We start from the raw sequence: 21,746 nt of genomic DNA on the forward strand, positions 1-21,746 counted from the left end.
ATACCAATTTACTTAATTAAGTGTTCTGTTTTGAGGCGAGAAAATAGGGTCGATAACACCGCTCCCGCGTCCTGCTATCGCTGAAACACCTGCGTCCAAGTAGGCGAGGCAAACATGTACGAACCTATACCTTAGGTGAAGGTTCTAAGTGAGAAATTTTTAACGCCATTAGCGTCTTATTTGCTCCTTCAAATGGAGCAGGTATTAAGTGAAATGGGCATAATTTACCCACTGCGAAGTCGTTGGTGTGAAAATAGGCAAGTAACCATCGCAATACGTTTCGGGTAGAATGAGATACTCAGCCGATAACTGGTAATTTTCCATGTGGATAAACGTGCCATCTGCAAGAAGAGCAATACACACACTGCACTGATGCAGCGCAATGGCTTGACGCCACTGCGCTGTCTCGCTTACAGGTTTTGCTCAGCAAATGAGGCCAGACGACTTCGAACGACTCCGTTGAGATTAATCGTCGCAGAGCCTTCAAAATCTTTAAAGCGCTCAACAATATAAGTAAGCCCTGACGTCACAGGGGTCAGATAATTGCTGTCTATCTGCGCCAGGTTTCCGGTACAGATAAGTTTAGTGCCCTCGCCACAGCGTGTGATAATGGTTTTTAACTGAGAGGCGGTCAGGTTCTGACTCTCGTCCAGAATCACCACCGCATTTTGGATACTGCGTCCACGCATAAAATTGACCGACTTAAACTGAATGTTGGCCTTTTCCATAATGTAGTTACGGCTCGAAATCGGGCTTTCGTCGTGTTTGTGTAATACCTCCAGCGTATCCGTGATTGCCGCCAGCCATGGGGCCATTTTTTCTTCTTCCGTGCCAGGCAAAAAGCCTATGCTTTCGGCAATTTCCGGGGTGTTGCGGGTCACAATCACCTTATCGTATACGCCTTTTTCAATGATCATTTCCAACGCACTGGCCAGCGCCAGTAAGGTTTTACCGCAACCAGCCGGGCCTGTCAGGATCACCAGCTCGATATTTGGGTCCAGCAACGCATCCAGCGCCATACCCTGATAGACATTTTTAGGCGCAACGCCCCAGGCCTGTTGGTGCATCAGACGCTCAACGCTAATGTCTTTTAGTGTCACGTGCTCTGTATCATAACCCACCACCCGGGCAGCAAAGTGCTCCCCATCATCTATCAGGTATTCATTGACAAAGACTTCGGGCATCAGTTTTGCGGGCACCTGATGCAAGGTGTAACGGCCCTGCTGTTCTGTCTGGCACTCACCCACATTGGCCCAGAAATCCCCGGTAAACTTGTTATACCCCGAGGTCAGCAGGTTAATGTCATCAATGAGCTGGTCAGTGCGGTAGTCCTCTACAAATTTGAGGCCGGCCCCTTTGGCCTTGAGGCGCATATTAATGTCTTTGGTGACTAGCACCACTTTTTTATCTGAGTATTGTTTCTGTAATTGAATGGCGCAGTTAATAATTCGGTGGTCATTTTCGTTACCCGGTAAACCAGAGATGCTATCCGGATACAAGTGATCGTTGATCACGATGAGCTTGCCACTGCTCGCGGGTTTATGCGTATCGCGCTGCACTTTGGGCAAAGAAACCCCCTCCAGCATTTGCTCTGGTGAGGCGTTACGCAACACGTCATCAAGGCTGCGAATGGCCACCCTGGCATCGCTGCTGACGTCGCGTTTTCTGTCTTTTATGTGGTCCAGCTCTTCCAGAACTGTCATGGGGATTACTACGTCGTGTTCCTGAAATGAAAAGAAAGCGAGGGGTTCGTGAAGGAGTACGTTGGTATCTAACACATACATTTTACGGTCGAGGTCATCATTTCCCATAGTGCGTTCCTATTTAGTGAAAACTACTACTGAACAAAGACTTGGTCGCCAAGCAAGCCAATGCTCTTACCCTAAGTTTAGTCTATTTGTCACAAAAGTCGTTTTTATGACAGCCGCGTTAACCACCCGGTAAGACAATGCGCCATCGCTACGTCAATTTTGAACACTTGAGCTATGCTTATTTTTCGTCGTGAGGACGTAAACACTGTGGCCAGAAATAACGCCAAACAGGACAACAAGTAGCCCAGGCTCCTGTGTTCGCTCAGGTCAATAGCATAATGTGAAAAAAATCACAGTTTATGTACGTTTATCGTTGTCTCACAACCTTGAACAAGGCGGTGCTTCTCGGTACCATGGCCGCCTTTTTTCCGCGAGACGAGACAAGCATGAATTTTTCCTTAGGTCAGCGCTGGATCAGTGATACTGAATCAGATTTAGGATTGGGCACCATAGTGGCATTGGAAGGTCGCCAGGTGACCATATTGTTTCCTGCCAGTGGTGAAAACCGCGTGTATTCTGTACAGGAAGCCCCGGTTACCCGCGTGATTTTTAATCCCGGCGATGTGATCCGCTGTGTTGACGAATGGGAAATGCGTGTTGAAAAAGTCGAAGAACAAGGCGACTTGCTGTGTTATCACGGCGAACGTATCGATAACGAAGAACCGGTCACACTGAAAGAAACCTTTTTAGATCACTTCATTAAGTTTAACAAGCCTCAGGACCGTCTATTTGCAGGTCAGGTTGATCGATTTGACCGTTACACGCTGCGCTATCAAACCTGGCAACATCAGTTCAATCGCCAGCAGTCTCATTTAAAAGGCCTCATTGGTCAGCGTGCCAGCCTGATCCCTCACCAGCTTTATATAGCCGATGAAGTAGGCAAACGTTTCGCGCCCAGAGTTTTACTGTCGGACGAAGTTGGTTTAGGTAAAACCATTGAAGCCGGCATGATCCTACATCAGCAAATTCTGACGGGCCGTGCCAGCCGTGTACTAATCGTCGTGCCTGAAAGCCTGCAACATCAGTGGCTGGTTGAAATGCTGCGCCGCTTCAACTTGCACTTCTCTATTTTTGATGAAGACCGCTGTGACGAAGCCTTTGCGGATTCACCAAACGTATTTGAAACCGAGCAATTGGTGTTGGTGAGCCTGGAATTTATCACCAAGAAACGCCGCTGGTTTGAGCAAGCAACATTAGCGGACTGGGATCTGTTGGTTGTTGATGAAGCGCACCATCTGACGGTAGAAAAAGACAAACCAAGCACCGAGTACCAGCGCATTGCGGAACTGAGCCAGGACATCGCTGGTTTGATCCTGCTGACCGCCACGCCAGATCAACTTGGCCACCGCAGCCACTTCGCTCGTCTGCAACTGCTTGACCCAGACAGGTTCTACGATTACGACGCCTTTGTGGAAGAAGAAAGCCATTATAAAGAAGTCGCCGATGCCGCCAACAAACTGCTACAAGACGCCGCGCTGGACGACAAAGCCAAAGCAACCCTGACTGAGCTGTTAAAAGAAACCGACATCACCGATCTGCTTAGCCAGGTTGAACAGGGCGAAGAAACAGCCAAGCAAACGCTGCTAAACAACCTGCTGGACCGTCATGGCACAGGCCGTATTTTATTCCGCAACAGCCGCAGTGGTATTGACGGCTATCCAAGCCGTATCCTGCACGCCTGTCCTGTTGAGATGCCTAAGCAGTACAAGACAGCTATCTCTGTCATGGGTAACCTTGGCGGCATTCAAAGTGCAGATAAAAGCGCTCTGCGTGCCCTGTTCCCAGAAAAAATCTTCCAGGAGTTTGAAGGCGAAAGCGCCAGCTGGACCCAGTTCGACCCGCGTGTTGCCTGGCTGATCGATAAGCTCAAAGAGCTTAAACAGCAAAAGGTGCTACTGATCTGTGCTGAAGCACAAACCGCCATCAGCCTGGAGCAAACCCTGCGTGAACGCGAAGGCATTAAGTCAGCCGTATTCCATGAAGGGATGTCCATCTTAGAGCGTGACCGCGCTGCGGCGTACTTTGCCGATGAATATGACTCTGCCCAGGTGCTGCTGTGTTCAGAAATTGGCTCGGAAGGTCGTAACTTCCAGTTTGCCCACCACCTGGTGCTGTTCGATTTGCCGCTGAACCCGGATCTGCTGGAACAACGTATTGGTCGTCTGGACCGCATTGGTCAGCAGAAGGATGTGAATATTCATGTGCCTTACTTTGCCAATACAGCCCAGGAAGTGCTGCTACGCTGGTATGACGAAGCACTGGATGCGTTCGAAACCACCAGCACCACCGGCCAGTTGCTTTACAAAGAATTCTCTGAAGATTTACTCGAACTGGTTGCTGCGCATAACTGTGATGAAGAAGAACTGGATCCGTTACTTGAGCAGGTTGCCAAGCAAAACACAGTGCTGCGTGCCAAAATGGAGCAAGGCCGGGACCGTCTGCTGGAACTTCACTCTAGCGGTATGGGCAAAGCCGATGGCATTGCAGAAGAAATTGAAGCGCTCGACGACGACGTTGTCTTACCCACTTACATGATCAATGTGTTCGACATCTTTGGGGTAAATCAGGAAGACAAAGGTGAAAACACCATTATCCTGAAGCCCACCGAGCATATGCTCAACCCGTCTTTCCCAAGTCTGAAAGACGACGGCATCACAGTAACTTTTGACCGTGCTACGTCGCTGTCACAAGAAGATGCTCAGTTTATCAGCTGGGATCACCCTATGGTGGAAGGTGTGATGGACATGATCTGTGACGATGATTTTGGCTGTGCCTCTGTTGCTCTGCTGAAAAACAACAAACTGCCGGTAGGTACTTTCTTTGTTGAGCTGATCTTTGTGGCCGAAACATCGGCTCCGAAATCACTGCAAATTGGCCGTTTCCTGCCACCCACACCGATCCGGGTACTAATGGATAAGAGCGGTAATGATCTGGCACAAAACGTGGCATTTGATGCCTTTAACAACCAGCTCTCTGCCGTTGGTCGTCAGACCGCCAGTAAGCTGGCCAATGCGCTGCAATCGGGTATTCACCCGCTGATCAGCAAAGCCGAAGAGCAGGCCAAAGCACAGATGGCTGACCTGCAACAGGCTGCACAAGCACAGATGGAAACCCGCCTGAGTGACGAGCAGGCCCGCTTGCAGGCACTGAAAGCGGTTAACCCGAATATCCGTGACGAAGAAATTCAGGTGTTCGATAAACAACGCAGCGCGCTCAGCGAGCACATCAGCAAGGCGCAGGTCAAACTTGACGCCATTCGCCTGATTGTAGTGGCGCATTAAACACCATAGCAAGAAACAGGGGCACACTATTTGGTGTGTCCCATACATTTTGATTTACTAAGTAAGAGGTTTCTGTCTCCCCTAACAAAGCCATTAGTATGGTTCGGAGCGTGGAAATCACGTCTTATCTTCAAGCCAGATGGCTTAAAGATTTTGTTCAACACTTTTGTTTTATAGCTGCCACAGAGTTTTCTATATCTGAGCGTATTTTGCGAGAGATGCTCATCAGTTTTACGTAAACTTCCTGCGTCAGACCCAATACAGTGTCATGCCATTGGCTTAAACAAACAGCTGGCAGGTCACCTCTTCCACATTAATCGGCCAACAAAGAAACCGATGTGCAGAAATTTACTCAATATAAGCGTTATCTGAAATTCATGAGTACAAGAACACTCATTGATAGGTACTTCTGTGCACTGTGATAACAATCACACGGATGATGACAAACGCGAGTGTTATCAAATTTACACCTGTAGATGAGAGAGGGAGAGTCATTTCGCAATTAAATGCATCGCTACGATGCCCGCAGAAACACAAAGCAGGCCAGTAAACTGGCCTACGATCAACAACATTGTCTAGCAAGAAACTAAAGATATAACCTCTCAGGTCACCCTGAGTCGATCATAAATTAGCGATTAAGCGCACTGCCAGGTTTGTGGGCACTGCATGGTTTTCAGACACATCAGCGTGTCCAGGTTAGTACCACCAGCAACCTGTGGGGTTTGCTGTGGATTAAGTTTAGCAGAAGAGGTGTTAAGGTTTTTAACGGTCTTTTTGCTTAGTTTAAGTAACATCTTAATTTCCTTTGGTTAGTTACAAAAATCGCGGTAACAATATCAGGTTTTAATATCCCTAAAAAGCCTTAATTAATGAAATATTTATTTAAATCAACTGGAGATTAATAAATAATCTTTCATTAAAAAACATTTATAAAAATAGCTCATGTTTTGATCAGACCATTTTTTCATACGCATTATTACCAATTTGGGAATTTTTATTCCCATTCACACTTTAACCTTTACTTAACCCTGTACACGTTAATTTGACCTTTGAATCGGCTTCGTCCGGCCCAAAAGCAACTGTAGCGAAAGGAAGATCAACATGATAAAGGTTAAAACGAGTGCATTTGCACTGCTGATGGGCAGTGCGTTTAGCACCTGCGCGCTGCCCATACCCGATGATTTAGACCAGGCACTCTCAGAGTTAATTACTCAACATGGCCTGACTGGCAAGCCAGCTACCGGATTTGACTTGCCCGGTGTCGATGACCCTGAGGTTAAGCTGGGCAAACTGCTGTTTTTCACCAAAGCACTCAGTGGTGACAAGCAAGTGGCCTGCGCCAGTTGTCACCACCCCTACCTGGGTGGCGGTGATGGCCTCTCCCTGCCCGTAGGTACCCTGGCACAAGATCCGGATATACTCGGGCCGGGCCGTAAAACCACCACAGGACAATTCTACGTGCCACGCAACTCGCCCAGTATCTTCAATGCCTGGGTGCATAAACGCAGCCTGTTTCGTGATGCCCGAGTGGAGTTTCTGGACTGGCTGAACCCTGAGCAGGGGATCAGTACACCAGATGTCCCTTATGGAGAAGCCGATCCAAACGCGGGCGACTCGCTGTTGGCAGCGCAGGCACGCTTTCCGGTGGTCACCCCCTCAGAAATGCAAGGCTTTGAGTTTATGAAAGGTGCGCCTAATGATGCCGTCAGAGCCCATCTGGCTGCACGAATAGGCAACTATGGCAATGCCCAGGGCGAGTTATTTCGCAATCAGTGGCGGGACTATTTCGCAGCAGTATATGGTGATAAAAGCGCTGAAGAGATTGTCACTTTTGATAATATCACCCGCGCGCTGGCAGCCTACCAGCAATCAATGAATATGACGGATAATCCCTGGAACAGATACGTGCAAGGAGATAAATCCGCACTGACAACGTCACAAAAGCGCGGTGCCTTTTTGTATCTTTACATGCCGCCGCCCCCGTCTGATGGCGGAAGTGAGCCCGATTTTTTACCAACCCAATGTATCGGCTGCCACAATACCGACAGCTTTAGCCAGACCAAAGGCACCAACTATCACAGGTTAGCCTTTCCACAAATAGGTCCCGGCATTGGTGAAACCGGTGATGAAAGCAATGATCGTGGCCGCACCCTGCGCAACCAAAACCTGGCTGACATCTACAGCTTTCGCTCTACCACTTTGCTGAACGTCGAAGTCACCGGCCCTTACGGTCATGCAGGCAATTACGATACGCTGGAAGAAGTAATTGAGCATTACGATGACTACCATGCCATATTAGATGACTACATAGACAACCAGGGTTGGTGCAAACAACCTCAGTTTAAAGACATCAAAAACTGTGTCGACTTATTCCCTGATACCCGCCGGCATACCGATGCCGCCGCTAAAATCATCGATGATGAAATCGCCGATGGTGCACCGGTACTGCGTAAATTAGAACTCAGTACCCAGGAAAAAGCCGATTTAGTCAACTTTATGAAAGCACTGACCGATCCCTGTGTAAAACAGGCAGATTGCCTCGCAGCCTGGTTGCCACAACCCCATGAAGGTGACCCTGACGGCTTGCAACTGTACGCCAAAAATTATCAGGGCGTGCCATTGTACTTACCCGCGGATTGCGCTCAGAGTGATACTGCGGTCACAGGCAGCCGCTTAATGCTGGACCAGGGAGAATGTATCTCAGGTAAAGCCCATTACTTCTATGTTGACGTGGCACAAGACAATACCACTTTGTACTTCAGCAGCCGCAGTGGCACAGGGCAACCACGCTTATTTTATAATGCCTACCAATGGGCAGACCCGCAAAATGCACAAGCTACGTCCCACGGCACCGGCACTGAGCAAGTACTCAAAGTCACGGTGAACCGGGGTCGTCATTTTGTCTCAGTGATAGATCCAAATGGTTACCAGGGGCTGTCTGTTGCAGCAGGCGTCGACAGTGCCTTACGAGAACCCGGTGAGCTGCCACGGGACATCGTCAATGCCTGTGTGGAGGGCCTGCCAAGTGGTTATACCGAGCTCTTATCAGGCAAAGCCCAGTGCGCCGCTCCCGGTGACGGTTACTTTTTTATTAAAGTGACGGATCCGGGCAGTACACTCGAAATCCGCACCCGACACGGTGTCGGTAACAGCGATCTGTTTGCTGGCACATTCTGGCCCAGCCGGGACATGTATACCTTTGCGTCACGTCGCTCAGACAACAGCGAATTTCTCAGAATAGATAGCCCTTTACCTGGCTGGTACTACGTGCTGGTCTCAGGGAATGGCCAGAATGAGGGCGTCAGCATTCAGGTCGATGTCATCAAGGCTGATAGCGCTTCTCGCGAAAAAGGAAACCGCAAGCCAAACCGGGCAAACAACGCAACTTTGCCCAACTGATATCCAATACCAATCGGCTCACATAAGCGAGCTGGTATTCGCTTTGATATCGCCTCCCAAGCCGCAGTCCTACCTGCGGCTTTTTTGTGAAGCCCGGTCATTACCCACATCACCCGGTGTACTTAACCCGCCTTTAACCAATCACCCTCTACACTGGCGGTTACTTTTCGCCCGCACAGAACATCAACGGGTATATTATTCAGAGAGTTCACCATGACGTTACTCAATAATCGTTTACTCATCACACAGCTGGCCTTTTGTGGCCTGTGTGCTGCCATTGTCTTTGCAATCCCTTCTCTGGGTGGCGCCGACACGAAAGACTCGCCGGCCACAGAACCCTCTCAGGGAGCAAGTGCACTCGTTACACCACCTCAGGTCACAACCATGCCAGTAAAAGCGGCCAGCTATACCCACATCATTACTGGCCACGGTACCGTAAGCGCCACGCATACGCTGACACTCAGTAGCGAAATTGGCGGCCGGGTGACCCGGCTCCACCCAGACTTTAAACAGGGAGAACGGCTGTCGGCGGGTACCGTACTGGCACGACTGGATGACACACAGCTTCAGCATACGCTGGCGAACGCCGAAGTCTCACTGGCACAAGCCAGGCTCGATGCGGAAGCAGAAAAGCTCCAGGGCGACCCAAATAAGATGCAGTGGCGACAACTGGCTAGCACTGACAGCCACGATGTATTGCAGCCGCTACGTGCACCACAACAGCAAGTTGTCGCGGCTCAGCTGAGCCTGGCCGAAGCACAGTTGAATAGCGCACGGTATAACTTGGCAGCCAGTCAATTTACCCTACCCTTTGATGCCACCATAGTAAAACGCTCAGTTCAGCCTGGCAGTTATGTGCAACCGGGCAGCGCCATTGCCACACTTTACAGTACCGCACAGGCCGAAATCACGATTGAACTCAGCGCCGAGCAATGGCGACACTTACCCGCAGAGTTGATGCCAGAAGGTGGCTGGCATGTCACCCTCAGAGATACAACCAATACCGATGAGCAAACCCAATGGCATGGCCGTGTATCGCGCCTGAGCCAGTATGTTGATCCGCAATCGCGCCAACGTCTGGCAATTATCATCGTCGATAGGCCGCTGGATCAAACACAACCATTGTATTTTGGCAGTTATGTTAAGGCTCAGATACAGGGGGTTAAGCAAGATGACTTGTGGCGCATTCCCGCCTCAGCCCTGTCACAACAAAACCTCATCTGGTACGTCGACAAGGAAAATCGCCTGGCGCACTTTACCCCGCAGATCCAGTTTCGCCAGCACGGTGACCTGTATATTAATGCCCCCACAGACTTACACCAGGCCAATATCGTCGTACGTCCTTTAAGTGCCTATCTCGACGGCATGAAAGTTACCCCAATTCAACAGGAGCACAGCAATGACTGAGCGTTTTTCCCTGATAGCCTGGTTTGCGAAAAACCCGGTGGCAGCCAACCTGCTCATGCTGGCGGTGATCTTACTCGGACTCAGCAGCGCCGGTAATTTGCGCAAGGAGGGCTTCCCGCAACAGGAGCCGGATACCATACAGATCAGTGTCGCTTACCCCAGTGGCAGTGCCGCCCAGGCCGAGCAAGGCATTGCCATTGCAATTGAAAATGCGCTGGAATCTGTAAAAGGGATCAAACGCATCACCACTACGGCCAGTGCCAGCAGCGTGCAGGTACTGGTAGAAAAGACCGCGCAACACGATCTGGATACCTTGCAAAGAGAGGTAAAAAACCAGGTGGATGCCATCTACAATCTGCCGCAGGATGCAGAGCAGCCCGTGATCACCACCGCACAGCGAGAGCAAGAGGTGATCCGGGTGCAGTTATTTGGCGCACTGTCTGCTCAGACACTACAAACCCTTGGGAGCCAGCTTGCGGATGACTTACTGGCTCAGCCTAATATCACCACACTCAGTCAGCCCGATCACCGCGACCCATTGGTGGCCATTGAAATAGACGAAGCCAGCCTGCAAGCCTATCAGCTTAGTTTCAGCGAGGTAGCCGAAGCCATCAATCAATATTCCGGCACAGCACTGACCACCAGCCTGCGTAACCCCGATAAAGTGCTGCGCCTGAAAGCCGCCGAGCAGGCGCTTTATGCCGCAGACTTTGCGTCGATTGTCGTAGCAACCTCACAAACAGGTAAAAGCATTCGACTCCGCGATGTGGCCACACTGCAAGATACTTTTGCGAACGACAGTTTTCACCTGGCCCGATTTAATGGGCATCCCACTTACGGCATCACCATAGTTATGGACGAATACGGCGACATGAGCAACAGTGTGACGCAAGCCAAAGCCGTCGTAGCAAAGTGGCAAAGCAAATTGCCCGAGGGAGCCTCACTGATCACCTGGTATGACAACTCTAAACTGATCACGGAGCGCCTGAATCTGCTGAGCCTGAACGCGCTGAGCGGCATTGCCCTGGTGTTTATGGTACTGGCACTGTTTCTAAATCTGAAAGTTGCCTTTTGGGTCGCCGCGGGCCTGCCCTTTGTGTTCTTCGGCAGCCTCTATTTTATGACCGAACCCTACACCGGCATGACGCTCAATGAAATGACTACCTTTGGCTTTATTATGGCGCTGGGGATCGTCGTGGATGATGCCGTAGTAGTGGGTGAAAGCATCTATTCAACCCGGCAACGCTTTGGTGACACACTCAGCAACACCATCAAAGGCACCCAGCTGGTCGCCGTCCCCACCTTGTTTGGCGTATTAACCACTGTGGCAGCCTTTGCTGCGCTGGCCAATATCTCCGGCGGGCTAGGTGTGCTGTATGCCCAGTTTGGTACTGTGGTTACCCTATGCCTGTTACTGTCGGTGGTGGAGTCTAAATTGATCTTACCGGCACACCTGGCCCACATTAACACCCAGCAAAAACATCAGCCGAACCGCCTCACGGCACTCTGGCATAGTGTGCAGCAAAGCGCAGATGCGCTGCTTACTGGCTTTAATCAGCGACTTTATCGGCCTGCTTTGGAACACATTATGCACTTTCGTTACGCCGCATTGATGGGGTTTCTTGCGCTATTTTTTCTGACTGCCAGCCTGATCACTCAGGGGATTGTCAGGGTCGGCTTTTTCCCAGGACTGCCCGCCGATACGATCACTGCCACCATGACTCTTTATAACGACGCCAGTTTTGGCCAGACCGCCCGCAATCTGGATCAGCTTGAGGCACAGCTATATCAGGCCGAGCAACAACTGCTGGACGAGCAAAACCTCAGCCACATCGCCAGCGTGTCGGTCAGCGCAACTGGCGATCAAAGCGGCACACTCAATGTGGAGCTGACAGGCACCCAGCCCTATACCCTGAGCGAACTGGCGACACGCTGGAGGACTCTGGCGGGCACCCCGGAAGCCAGCAAAACCTTGCATATTCAGGCGCAACTTGCACGCGTCTCCAACTTTAAGGTGGAGTTAAAAAGTAGCAGCGACGACACGTTAGAGGGTGCCGAAGCAAACCTGCAACAGGCGTTGCGTGAGATAAAGGGTGTACATAGTATCGACAGCTCACTGGCACCTGGCGAAGCCACCATGCACTTTGAAGTCACCGAAGAAGGCGAAATGCGCGGATTTACCACCCAATTGCTGGCAAGCCAGCTACTACAAGCATTTGGTGGTGAGGTCGTACAACGTTATATGCGGGACAAAGACGAAGTGAAAGTGCGGGTGCGTTATCCACTGGCTGCGCGTAGCGAGCAGGCTGATGTGCTTGCAGCCAGAGTACGTGCCCCCGACGGACGGACCGTGCCGCTTGGCAACGTAGCAAACGTTACCTACACCAGCGAAGTACAATCCATTACCCGGATCAACGGCGTCAGAGCAGTAACGGTCTCCGCTGCGGTGAATAAAGCCCTTTTGACGCCCACCGAGCTGGTGACCAGGCTCGAGCACAGCGTGGTACCCGGATTGCGTGCTCAGTACCCGGATCTGAACTTACATTTTGCCGGGGAAGCCGAGCACCAAAAAGAGGCCACCGACTCCATGAGCTCCGCCTATCTGCTGGCGCTGCTGGCTATCTATGCACTGCTGGCTATCCCACTGAAATCATATTGGCAGCCACTGATCATCATGTCGGTTATTCCGTTTGGCTTTGTAGGCGCGATTTTAGGTCACTGGGGCTTAGGTTTAACGCTCAGTATTCTATCCTTAAATGGCATACTGGCGCTCAGCGGCGTGGTGGTCAACGACAGCCTGCTGCTAGTCAGCCAATTTAATCGCCATCGCCGTGAGGGGAAAACCATGCACAATGCGTTACTTGAAGCCTGCACCGGCCGACTGCGTGCAATATTACTGACGTCACTGACCACCTTTGCCGGACTATACCCGATTTTGGGTGAAACCTCTCAGCAGGCGCAATTTTTGATACCCGCAGCGGCATCCCTCGGTTACGGAATTTTATTTGCCACGGCCATTACGTTATTTTTAATCCCGGTATTGCTACTGATCAGCCACGATATCTCAGCCCTGCTGAACCGGTTCCGCCCCACCCGTACGGAGTATGTACCTCATGATCAACGTCATTTTAGTTGAGGATGACCTGGCGCTGTCCGGGAACATTATTGATTACTTTGAACTGGAAAACATCATCTGCGACCACGCAGCCAATGGCATTGCCGCACTCAACCTGATCCGCGACAATCTGTATCAGGTGATCATTCTGGATTTGAACCTGCCGCGCATGGATGGCTTACAGATCTGCCAGGCACTGCGCAACGAGGGCAATGATACCTCAGTGATTATGCTTACAGCGAGGGATCAACTCGAAGACAAACTGGCAGGTTTTGCCACCGGTTGTGATGACTACCTGGTCAAACCCTTTGCCATGGCAGAACTGGTGGTGCGGGTCAGAGCCTTAGCCAAACGTAAAAGTGGTGAGGTTAAACGGCTGGAACTGGCTGAATTACACCTGGATCTGGATAACCGGGAAGCCACTTACCAGGGAGCACAGCTCAAACTCAGCCCGACAGGCATGATCATCCTCGAGACCCTGCTTCGTGCTTATCCAAATATGGTTACGAGACAGATGCTATTGCAGGCCGTTTGGGGCGATGAACAACCCGACAGTAATGCGCTTAAAGTACATATTCATCACCTGCGCAAAGCGCTCTCAATATGCAACCCGATGCTCACCCTTGACGCCATCCCGAGACAAGGGTTTAAACTCCATTGCCACAAGGAGCGCGTTTAATGGCCCCCATACATATGAGTCTGCGCCGCTACATTGTTGCTGCCCTGCTGGTGCTGGCCACCTTGGTGATCAGTTTGTTGTCCGTACTGTGGACCAACAGCTTTTTTACCGGGCTCGATGACATGATGAAAGGCACTATGCTGAATGTCGCCCAGGCGCACCACCCGCAACCCGGTCAACCAGTAAGGGCTCACAACTTTGTGGTGGCCAGTCAGTGGCAGGATTTACCCCAGACCATTCGTGCCACCTTTTCGCGTCAGGCTCTTGAAGCAAATGCCTTATACAAACAGGTAACCCGGGATAATATGTTTACCCGCCCCAGTGAAGCGCGCTTTGTACTGTATTTTGAAAAGTCCGATGGCCAGTATGGCTATGTTGCTCACCATTTTACTGCGCCGAAAATGCCACCTAAGACCTGGTTCCAGGGACCGGAAATCTTAGGGGTACTATTTGCGCTGGGCACGCTCGCGTTGTTTGCCGCCGTGCTGGTGATACTGCTGCGTACTGTCACCCGGCCTGTGGCAAAGCTACATGACTGGGCTGCCGGGTTGGATCATCAGACGCTCAACGACCCACCCCCGGTATTTCGCTATCACGAGTTAACCACTCTTGCCGAGCTGATCCAGCAAAGCCTGCAACAGGTCAAGCACAGCCTTGATCGGGAGCAGGAGTTTGTCAGCTATGCCAGTCACGAGCTACGCACCCCCATTGCAGTGATCCGCAGCAGCGTGGAGCTGCTGCATCGCCTTGGCAGCACGCCTGATGACAAAGGTAAAAAAGCACTGATGCGCATCGACCACGCCAGCCAGGCGATGGTAGCACTGACCGAGACCTTGCTGTGGCTAAGCCGAAAGGGGCAGCCTCTGCGAGATTTAAAAGCAGTTAGACTGGCTGACCTGATAGACGCTCAACTGGAAGATCTGGCTTATCTTAAGCAGGGAAAACATATTGATCTGGCTGTACACAGCGATGACTACCAGTGTGAATTGTCACAATCCGGCGCAACCATCGTCATTGGTAACCTGCTCAGAAACGCCTTACAACACACCCATCATGGCACAATTTCAATCACACAAACACAGCATATTATCGAGATTGAAAACCGAGAAAATGACGATGAACACACTAAAACCGGGCAAGACCCGGGCCAGGATGATGAACTCAATAATGGGTCGGGCTATGGGCTGGGCCTGGACTTAGCACGCAGACTGTGTAACGAACTGCAATGGCAACTCAACATTGACCATGACGCCAGGCGCTTTTGTGTAACTTTGGTTTTGTCGCAAAAATATTGAGACAGCACAAAATTGAACAGGCATTAACTGTAATTGGTATTACAAACTGATCGGAGTAAAATGCAACATCAGGAGGCCTGGCAACATTACCAGGTCTCCAATTATTTGCTCAACGCAACATATAAAACACTGGAGTTAAATTCATCATTAGGCACGTTTTATCGTTTTCGCTAGACGGGAATGGATGTGCATTACACGTTTGATACGGGTAACTTCCTGACATCGAGCCTTGCTTAACGAGAGTTGGAGATAACGGACCAACAAATAGTCTTCTGAACAGCGAATCCCTAACAGGTGCTTTCCAAAGGCCGAAAATCTGATTTGAAGAATACTTGGTCCAGCGTGCATGAATATAATTTTTATCCCCCCTGGGTAACGGTGGCGCCGCTTCCAGCCACTGATGATTTCCGTCAATATTAGCGAATGCATCTACCACCAAATTGTCGCGGATCTGCGGATCTCTTTGTAATCCAACATGGCTGTAGAGCAGAGAAATGCCATGTTCATCCAACAAACTTAATTTTGTCAGCGTTAAAGCGTTGGCAATAACAGAAAAACCTTGAGGATTAAACTGTCCATGTGAAACCGCCATTTCCGAGCGGATCTTCTCGGCAAAATTGTCGATGCTCACCAAAGATTTACCGGGTGCAGCACGTGTAAACGCCTGATTGATAACAGCATCTGTTACTGGTTTATCCAGCAACTGGATAAACTCCTGATATTGCGTGGGTAATTGACCAATGAATTCATCAGTAAGACGCTCCACCAATTTTTCAATCATAGCATCTAGTAATTTTTGCTTATATTCCTTTATGTCATTTAGCTGAGGAGCACCTAATGCTGCTGATAAACTTCCAGCTTCGCTGGCGATAGTTAGTACGTTCTCAAGCGCAGACTTGACACTGGCAACATTTTCCATGGTATCACATCCCCCAACCTGGCTGGGAACGCCTATCATCTGAGGCTGATAGCACTCAAACCAGTGAGTTAGGGGAGCAATCGCACTCGCGTTAGGGTTTATAGAGTTGGCAATGGCCTGTGATGCAGCTTTTACGTATGCAGAGTTAGCTTCATCAATGTCTTTCGCCCAGTTAATCAGTAATGACTGAATTGGACTGGTACGCTGACGAGTTTCAAGATTAAGCGCCTGAAGCGCTTCTTTGACCTTCACTATAGAAGTCAGCGCACTGTTTAGCTCACGCTGCAGATCCGGAATCGTATTTTTCAAATCTGTTTCTGCATCTGCCAGCTTTTTGTGTATAGCGCTCTTCTTATTCGTCAGTTTTATAACATTACCAAATAGCGTATCAGTGACTTCTTCACAGAATTTATGACCCTGGCTGCTGCTTACCGCGCCTCCCTCTCTCGCAATCGCTACGGTTACTTTTTCTCCTGTTGATAAATCGATTACTGCTGCGTCAATCATTTCAACGATCTTTACAGTATGAGTAATCGCGTTAAGTTCAGATATAAGGGCTGGATCTTGAGATTCATGTATAATTGGGATAATTTCAAACGCCCGTGCCCTAAGCTGTGCTAGCGTTTTCCCGTTTAGATGACTTGCTCTTAGTTGCAACAAATCTGATTTTGAACCCGTTACACTGTATTTCCAGGTTGGTTCTTTAGGCTTGGAGCCTCCGAAAAGGTTTAACGGGTCCAGCGGGTTGAAGTCACTACCAAATATAGATTTTATAATTTTGAGCCCAGGATCTGTCTCTTTTGCAAACTTTAGAAGCCCAGCGGGATCCAAAAATTTTTCATCCAGAAACAGTTTACATGAAGCCTCCGCATGGCTTGCCTCAAGCTTATGAACTGTGCTTTCTAGCTCTCGTTTAAGATCAACATAACGCTTTTTCTGCTCCTTCAGCCTATTATTAACACGGTAAAATTCACCATAAACCTGGCTATCGACATGCAATAAATGCTGATTAATTTTAATATCAAGAGCATCCAGATTTTCTGTTACAACATTGCCTTTATCTAGCAATTCTTGTAGCAATTGCTGAATATCTTCCGCCTCACTTTGCGACAATTCAATATCATAGTAATAAGCAATTGCACGAATAATCAAACTATCCACTGCAACCCAGATTTCATCATCCGCCATTGCGCTAACAGCATCTTTAAATAATTTAGTCGCTCTTAAATGCGGAGCTGACTGAGACGAGTATTGAAAAGATGCCGCTTCGTCATAGATTAAACTATCTCTGATATAGTTGTAATATTCCTGACTGGCGTTGATGTTTTGCCACTTTTCTCCTATCGCCACATTGTTGTGATTTTTCAGCGCAGGGGTATATTTTCCGATGAATGATTCAAGCAAAAAGTGACGCTGCTCTACCACAGTTTCAGTATCCATAAGTTCAAATACATCGCCTGCATATTGGTTCACATAAGTATGAGCAAAAACATCCGAGGCGGCATGTGCCAGAAATCCATAAGCGACCACACGTGCAATTTCTCGACGATCAACATAAGCTTGATCCGACTGATTACTTCGTAAGTACCGACTATGGTCGTCGTCCGCTTGTTTGATTTTATCAAATAAAAACCTCAGCCAATCATTAGTTTGCCATGCCCCTTGTGCAGTACCTCCCGGATGGACCAAAAGTTGACCAGCAACTACATCCGGAAATGCATCCGGGCCCAAGGTAGAAAGTAAATATTCACTTTTATTATTCAGAATCGCATTTCGTGTTGCAGCTGATACTGGAATATTTAGATGACTACCTCCAATATTTAAAGTCAAGTTACCATCTTGCAGGTCGTTGATAACCTGTTGACCTATCCATATATGAGTGTCAATTTTAAATGCATGTATATAGAATGAACAAAGTAGCATTGCTACTGAAAAGATTAATTTATTCAATGATTTTCCTCTTCTTAAAAGTTGGGGCGTTACTTTACCCAAAAAAGAAAACCTCGCAAGACCCCGCTTTAAATTTATCCACATATTCCTCCGGCATCACATGTCACTATAAGTACTTCAATTTAAAGATAACCATGTCATTTCCTTTTCTTCTTAATAAAAAGTGTGAAATATAGGATACGTCTGAAATAACAACCCTTATTCAGCAACCTTATATGATCATGCAATTACCAATTCTCAATGAGAGCTGACTAATAGAGTAAAATATCTGAAACTATCGAGTAAAAATCGCGAAGTGCTGGTTTTAATGCTCCTGACCGAGCCGCGTTTTTTAAACTTACTCGATGTTTTTTGTCGCAACCAACACCGTTATCTCATGCCCGCCAATTGATAGCAGGCCAACTACGTCACTGAAGTGTTTGTTTAGGTAATGTATACCTTCAAGCGAAAAGGCGCTGTGAAGTGTGAGGTGCTATCAGCCTTAAGATCCAAAGTGCTGTGTCTCTCGTAGTAAAGAGTGAACTAGTATCAGACTGTGAGGTAGATATGAAACAGTTCGCACTCAAAGTATATGACGCTTACCTATATATCTTTGACTCCACCAAAAATCCGCTTCGGCATATTCCGGACCCTGTGAGCCGCTTCCACATCATGACTGTTTTAGCTTGTATGTGGAGCTTCACCTTTGCAACCTACATCGGCAGCATGATTGTTTTTGGCATCAGCCTGGCTGCCCATATTATTTTGCTTTTGATGTTCTTTTTTACCATCTCTGTGTTCTATGATGCAGAAAAGAACAAATCCTCCTGGCTGCTAAAATTGCGCCTGGATAAGCTCAAACAAAGCTGAAGCACACGGCTTCCCGGGTAGAGCGCGCCAGAACGCCGACATTCTTCTGCAATTGTGTGCCGTAATTTGTGATGTGCGGCACATTTCTTTGCAGACAATTTTTGCAGGCCGCTTGATAGCGTTGCGACAACACTAAAGATATACAAAAGCGTTTGACGTTACGATCAATATTGAGTTGCCATCGCAGTTCGTCACACAGTCTACGTGCTAAGTCCAGGCCCAGCCCATAGCCCGATCCATTGTTGAGTTCATCATCCTGACCCAGGTCTTGTCCGGTTTTAGTGGGCTCATCGTTACATTGAAAAACAAGTGGACCTGAATGTAGCGCATGAGGGCCAACCCTGGGGCAGAATTCAAAGAATGATGTTTAATAGTCAGGCCGACACCTTTAAACTTATAAAACAGGTGCTTAGCTTCATTGAACTATGCGCATGTAATTTATCTATAAGGAAAGCTGATGGACTGCTGCAACCAGCGCTCATATGAGACACCAGAGGGTAAGATAACCTCACTAATTCGACGAGATAGACCCAGAGTCGAAGCGCTCAACCTGGTAGCGCAATTAGATTTACCGCAATGCTATATCGCAGCCGGTTTTATTCGAAACTTAGTCTGGGACGCATTGCACAAATTTAAGCATTCCACGCCATTACATGATGTAGACGTAATCTACTTCGACCCTGCTGAGTCTGACCCCACTGCGTATCAAAAATACGAAGCACAACTCACCAAGTGCATGCCCCGGCTCAACTGGCAAGTACGTAATCAAGCTAAAATGCATCAGTATAATGGGGATCCAGCTTATCACAGTACTCTGGACGCGATGCATCACTGGCCAGAAAAAGAAACAGCTGTGGCAGCCAGACAGATCTCACCGAACACATACGAACTTATCGCAGCTTTTGGATTTGACTCCCTGTTCAGCCTCTGTATTACGCACAACCCAAAAAGATCGAGGGCTATTTTTGACAATCGCGTACATTCAAAGCAATGGCTAACCAAATGGCCAGCGCTAAAACTAGCGAAATCACACGAGCACGATTGCATTTCACTATAGATACGAGACAATGCCACACAACAAAACACTAAGTTATTAGAGTTACATGACTTCCCCATACCGCCCACGATCAATGCCCTTCACAACGCACTCTCTGCTTTGATCCTTTTAGGTATTCATAATATGCTAAAACCTGCAACAGCCCGACGCTGCCTCAGAGCATAATAAGAAGTACTGAAATGGGTAGTCGATAGCTGGGAAAATCACATCATAAAGGATTTAATTTACATGAATAAATCTCGCTACTCGGAATTGGACTGGCTCAGAGTCTTATTAATTTTTGCGGTATTTTTGCATCATGTGTTTATGCCATTTAACGGAGATGGCTGGCACGTTATGAACCGTGAATCCAGCAAGGCCCTCGATGATATCATGGTGTACTTTGAACAAGTCAGACTGCACACCTTATTCTTCATAGCGGGAGCAGGATCGATATTACTGCTTAATAAAGTATCAGCAGGCACCTTCCTGATCACCAAGCTGCATCGCTTACTTATCCCGCTCATCTTCGCAATGATGATTGTCGTGCCACCCCAGAATTACTTCGAAAACATCACTGAATATCACAGTTTAGCGGACGCATATCGTAGCCTAATGTTTACTTTTAATGCTAATCACCTGTGGTTTATTGAGTTTCTGTTTGTTTTTATGTTACTGGCTGTGCCGGTTAATTTGGCGCTCGGTGCATCACCTGGCCGCGCGCTACTTAGCGTACTGGAACGCATCACGGCACATAAACATGGCCTGATGTTGCTGGGGTTAGTTATCATTGGGGTGCGGCTGTGCCTTAAAACCGTTATGCCCTCACAAGACCCAAGCTTATTCAACCTGTCAGTCTCACTGTTCTTCTTGCTGTTTTTTCTGGCCGGTATGTGCTTTATAAAAAGTCCCGGGATTTGGCTCGCTCTGGAACATAACCGCGCCACTAATTTTAAGTGGTTGCTCTTTAGCTCAGTCACATTCTATGTCTGGTACTACAGACCTGACATTAGCGACTATACGTCGGTAGAAATGCGCTGGCATCTCTGGTGGCTGATCAGTGCACTCGTTTCCTGGTCAGGCTTATTAACCCTCGTCGGCTATGCCAGTGCATGGTGCAAAAAAACGCCCAACTGGCTGCATCGGACTAATGAATTAATTTATCCCTTTTATATTGTGCATCAAACCGTGATTGTTGCGCTCGCTTTTTATATTGTGCAGTGGGACGCAGGTATTGCCGTCAAATCATTAAGCCTGTTGTTTTCGTCGCTCATCATTTGCGCTGCGATTTGTTATTTTGTCATCAGGCCATTTAACCTCACGCGTTACCTGTTTGGCCTGAAAACGACGCAATCAAAGGTCCCTGAAAGCGCGAGATTGTCTGAGGAAAAGTAACTTTGACCTGTGCAGATGCGTGCCGGATACAAACCTGGACTTGAATTGTAGCACGCATGACTAATCGAATCTGGGCTATCACTTCTTTTACTCAGATAGCCCCTTGCTCGCCTATTTATGAAGGGCCAACTACACTACAAGAGTTCACCTTCGAAAGAACTCTGCCCGGAATAACATGATTTATCGCCTCTTAATCACGATCTTACTTATGCTCGTTACCCCTTTAGTGATGGGAACACCCAATTTTAAAGTGGTTTATTATGACGCCTTTGTAGTGGTCAACTAATCCCGGACAGTAAATAAAGTTTTTCTTCCGCAACTGCTGGCGCAAGCATTTCGTTGTTACTATGCGGCCTTTGCCAGTTGTAGTAGCTCATTAAATAGTAACTTATATCTCTTTCAGCTTCTTTGAAGGAATCATAGCCTGTTGACGGAACCCACTCTGTTTTTAAACTCCTAAATAGCCTTTCCATTGGGGCGTTGTCCCAACAATTCCCCCTGCGACTCATGCTTTGAGTCATACGATAGCGCCATAATTTTTGCCTGAACTTTGTGGCGACATACTGACAGCCCTGATCAGAATGGAACAACACGCCCGATGGCCGACCTC

General features: G+C 48.5%; 13 protein-coding genes. 9 read left to right on the forward strand and 4 right to left on the reverse strand.

The window, feature by feature from the left end; translation table 11 throughout:
* Nucleotides 1-410 precede the first annotated feature (410 nt).
* Entirely contained in the window at nucleotides 411-1,811 is a 1,401-nt protein-coding gene (locus IY568_RS19675; protein WP_058797530.1) for a PhoH family protein, read from the reverse strand.
* Between the two features lie 386 nt (nucleotides 1,812-2,197).
* Here IY568_RS19675 and rapA point away from each other — a divergent pair, with 386 nt between their 5' ends.
* Nucleotides 2,198-5,092, forward strand: coding sequence for an RNA polymerase-associated protein RapA (rapA, locus tag IY568_RS19680; protein WP_194868471.1), 2,895 nt, complete (start codon nucleotides 2,198-2,200; stop codon nucleotides 5,090-5,092).
* A gap of 635 nt (nucleotides 5,093-5,727) precedes the next feature.
* On the opposite strand, the gene IY568_RS19685 is transcribed toward rapA, so the two are convergent.
* A complete protein-coding gene (locus tag IY568_RS19685) occupies nucleotides 5,728-5,886 on the reverse strand; it encodes a hypothetical protein (protein WP_155946265.1) in 159 nt (52 codons plus the stop codon).
* A gap of 307 nt (nucleotides 5,887-6,193) precedes the next feature.
* Between IY568_RS19685 and IY568_RS19690 the strand changes: the two genes are divergently transcribed.
* The 5 genes from IY568_RS19690 to IY568_RS19710 all read left to right on the forward strand — a co-directional run bounded on the left by IY568_RS19690 (nucleotide 6,194) and on the right by IY568_RS19710 (nucleotide 14,987).
* A complete protein-coding gene (locus IY568_RS19690; RefSeq protein ID WP_194868472.1) occupies nucleotides 6,194-8,491 on the forward strand; it encodes a cytochrome c peroxidase in 2,298 nt (765 codons plus the stop codon).
* 213 nt (nucleotides 8,492-8,704) lie between these two features.
* The gene (locus IY568_RS19695) at nucleotides 8,705-9,898 is read left to right on the forward strand and encodes an efflux RND transporter periplasmic adaptor subunit (RefSeq protein WP_194868473.1); all 1,194 of its coding nucleotides are present in this window, start codon (nucleotides 8,705-8,707) and stop codon (nucleotides 9,896-9,898) included.
* Nucleotides 9,891-13,034, forward strand: coding sequence for an efflux RND transporter permease subunit (locus IY568_RS19700; protein ID WP_194868474.1), 3,144 nt, complete (start codon nucleotides 9,891-9,893; stop codon nucleotides 13,032-13,034). The genes IY568_RS19695 and IY568_RS19700 overlap by 8 nt, the downstream gene beginning before the upstream one ends.
* Nucleotides 13,012-13,692 carry a response regulator transcription factor gene (locus IY568_RS19705; RefSeq protein WP_194868475.1) on the forward strand — a complete coding sequence of 227 codons (681 nt, stop codon included), beginning with the start codon at nucleotides 13,012-13,014 and terminating at the stop codon, nucleotides 13,690-13,692. Before IY568_RS19700 ends, IY568_RS19705 begins: the two co-directional genes overlap by 23 nt.
* On the forward strand, nucleotides 13,692-14,987 hold the full coding sequence (locus IY568_RS19710) for a sensor histidine kinase (RefSeq protein WP_194868476.1): 1,296 nt from the start codon (nucleotides 13,692-13,694) through the stop codon (nucleotides 14,985-14,987). Before IY568_RS19705 ends, IY568_RS19710 begins: the two co-directional genes overlap by 1 nt.
* Before the next feature lie 109 nt (nucleotides 14,988-15,096).
* Here the strand turns inward: IY568_RS19710 and IY568_RS19715 are convergent, their stop codons facing one another.
* A complete protein-coding gene (locus IY568_RS19715; RefSeq protein WP_194868477.1) occupies nucleotides 15,097-17,940 on the reverse strand; it encodes a zinc dependent phospholipase C family protein in 2,844 nt (947 codons plus the stop codon).
* A gap of 462 nt (nucleotides 17,941-18,402) precedes the next feature.
* On the opposite strand from IY568_RS19715, the gene IY568_RS19720 reads away from it, so the two are divergent.
* From IY568_RS19720 to IY568_RS19730, 3 genes are all read left to right on the forward strand, one after another.
* Nucleotides 18,403-18,705 (forward strand): hypothetical protein, encoded by a 303-nt coding sequence (locus IY568_RS19720; RefSeq protein WP_194868478.1) that lies wholly within the window; start codon nucleotides 18,403-18,405, stop codon nucleotides 18,703-18,705.
* A 457-nt stretch (nucleotides 18,706-19,162) separates the two neighbouring features.
* Entirely contained in the window at nucleotides 19,163-19,762 is a 600-nt protein-coding gene (locus tag IY568_RS19725; RefSeq protein WP_194868479.1) for a nucleotidyltransferase family protein, read from the forward strand.
* 228 nt (nucleotides 19,763-19,990) lie between these two features.
* Entirely contained in the window at nucleotides 19,991-21,136 is a 1,146-nt protein-coding gene (locus tag IY568_RS19730; protein WP_194868480.1) for an acyltransferase family protein, read from the forward strand.
* Between the two features lie 278 nt (nucleotides 21,137-21,414).
* Here IY568_RS19730 and IY568_RS19735 read toward each other — a convergent pair.
* Nucleotides 21,415-21,746 (reverse strand): integrase core domain-containing protein (locus tag IY568_RS19735; protein WP_194868481.1); only part of this gene is annotated, 332 nt, incomplete at its 5' end.

This window comes from Pseudoalteromonas sp. PPB1 (assembly GCF_015356275.1).
Classification (GTDB): domain Bacteria; phylum Pseudomonadota; class Gammaproteobacteria; order Enterobacterales; family Alteromonadaceae; genus Pseudoalteromonas; species Pseudoalteromonas rubra_D.